Here is a 1,808-nt window from a genome sequence, read left to right as displayed (position 1 = left end):
GGCATGGACAGCTCCGACGACATGTTGGTCGATGCCCGTAAACGCCTACCGACCTTGAGCTTTGAATTGGCTGATATCGGTGCCTGGAATCCCGCGCAACCCTTCGATGTGATTCTGGCCAACGCCTCCCTGCAATGGCTGCCGAACCACGCCGCGCTCTATCCACACTTGGTGAATCAACTGACCGCAGGTGGCACGTTGGCGGTGCAAACCCCAGACAATCTTGATGAGCCCGCCCACCGGCTTGCTCGCGAAGTGGCGACTGACGGCCCTTGGGCTGCCAAGATCGGAGCGGTCAAACACAATGAGCGGCATACCGCCAGCTACTACTTCGAGCTGTTGAGCCAACATTGCAGTACCGTCGATGTGTGGCACACCACCTACCAGCACCCACTGGCGGATCATGGGGCGGTGGTGGAGTGGTTCAAGGGTTCGGCGCTGCGGCCATTTCTCGCACCGTTGACCGATAGCGAAAAAGCCGAATTCCTACGGGAGTATCAGGCGCGCATTGCCCAGGCTTACCCAGCCCTGACGGATGGCACCGTATTGCTGCCATTCCCACGCCTGTTCATCATTGCGACTCGCTAAGGTCAAACAGGCGGCGGTCATACCGCCGCCGCTTGCGCCTTCAAGTATTCATCCGTCGACAGCACATCCGCATACGCAAACCCCAGGGCCGCCATAAACGCCCCATGGGCCTGAGCGGCTGGAATCACCTGCCCATTGAACTCCAGATCCCGTGTCGCACACGCGTCATGAATCACCGTGACCTTGTAGCCCAGGTCCGCCGCTGCCCGCACTACGCCATCGATGCACATATGGCTCATGCTGCCGAGCACCACTACGTCGGTAATGCTGCGCTGTTCGAGCAACGCTCGCAGCTCGGTCCCGCGAAAGGCATTCACGAAATGTTTAAGCACCACCGGCTCATTGCCTTGGTTCAGCACCTTCGGATGCAGATGAGCACCCTCGGAACCTGGCGTGAAGAAGGGTGCATCCTCGGACGTGAACTCATGGCGCACATGAATCACCGCATTCCCCACCTGACGAAACGCCTGCAACACTTGCGCAGCCTTGTTCGCCGCTGCTTCCACGCCCTCCAGCGGCCACTTGCCTTCAGGGAAATAATCGTTCTGGATGTCGATCAGGATCAGCGCTTGCTTGGCCATGGTGGTGCCTCGTGAGAAGTGGAGGGGCGCGCTATCCAAGCGGGCGCCCAGGGCGATAGGGTGCAGGATAAACAGGCAATCCCCGTAAAGCGATCAGGCCGTTGTCTTCTTCACTCGCAGCGCCTTGGCTTCACCTGCCAGGTGCATCATCAAGGCGATCAACAGCGGCACAATAAAATAGATCGAGCTTGCCCCCACTTCGGATAGGTAGGTTGTGGATCTAGTGTCCGGCAACAACCCGTGTCGAGCCCTGGGCATACACCGGCCCGAGACGATCAAGGCGCCCGCTCCAGGCGGTCAGCGCCAAGGCCACCAACACCACCAGGCCGCCAATCCACGCGGTATGGATCAGCCCCATATGTGCCACGATCAAACCACCGGCCCAGGCGCCACCGGCGATCCCCAGGTTGAAGGCGGCGATGTTCAAGCCCGAGGCCACGTCCACCGCTTGCGGGGTGTGATGTTCGGCCTGGTGCACCACGTACACCTGCAGGCCCGGCACGTTGCCGAAGGCGACCGCGCCCCACACCAGTACGGTGGCCAGGGCCAGCCATGGGTTGCCGGCGGTCAGGGTGAGGATGAACAGCACGGCCGCGAGCAAGGCAAAGATGATTTTCAACGCACTGATCGGGCCGCGCT

At 60.8% G+C, this 1,808-nt stretch carries 2 protein-coding genes and 1 pseudogene; 1 reads left to right on the top strand and 2 read right to left on the bottom strand.

Annotated features, from left to right (window positions below; all coding sequences use genetic code 11):
* The coding region (locus ACRESD_RS03625; protein ID WP_431749672.1) for a methyltransferase domain-containing protein at nucleotides 1-588 on the top strand (588 nt) is incomplete at its 5' end.
* A gap of 17 nt (nucleotides 589-605) precedes the next feature.
* On the opposite strand, the gene ACRESD_RS03620 is transcribed toward ACRESD_RS03625, so the two are convergent.
* Nucleotides 606-1,169 (bottom strand): cysteine hydrolase family protein, encoded by a 564-nt coding sequence (locus ACRESD_RS03620; RefSeq protein ID WP_431749671.1) that lies wholly within the window; start codon nucleotides 1,167-1,169, stop codon nucleotides 606-608.
* A 220-nt stretch (nucleotides 1,170-1,389) separates the two neighbouring features.
* Nucleotides 1,390-1,808: pseudogene (locus tag ACRESD_RS03615) on the bottom strand (MFS transporter); the annotation flags it as partial.

This window comes from Pseudomonas sp. (assembly GCF_050739995.1).
Lineage (GTDB): Bacteria > Pseudomonadota > Gammaproteobacteria > Pseudomonadales > Pseudomonadaceae > Aquipseudomonas.
Note: the sequence above shows the minus strand (reverse complement) of the source record. Positions and strands in the feature narration are given on the sequence as shown.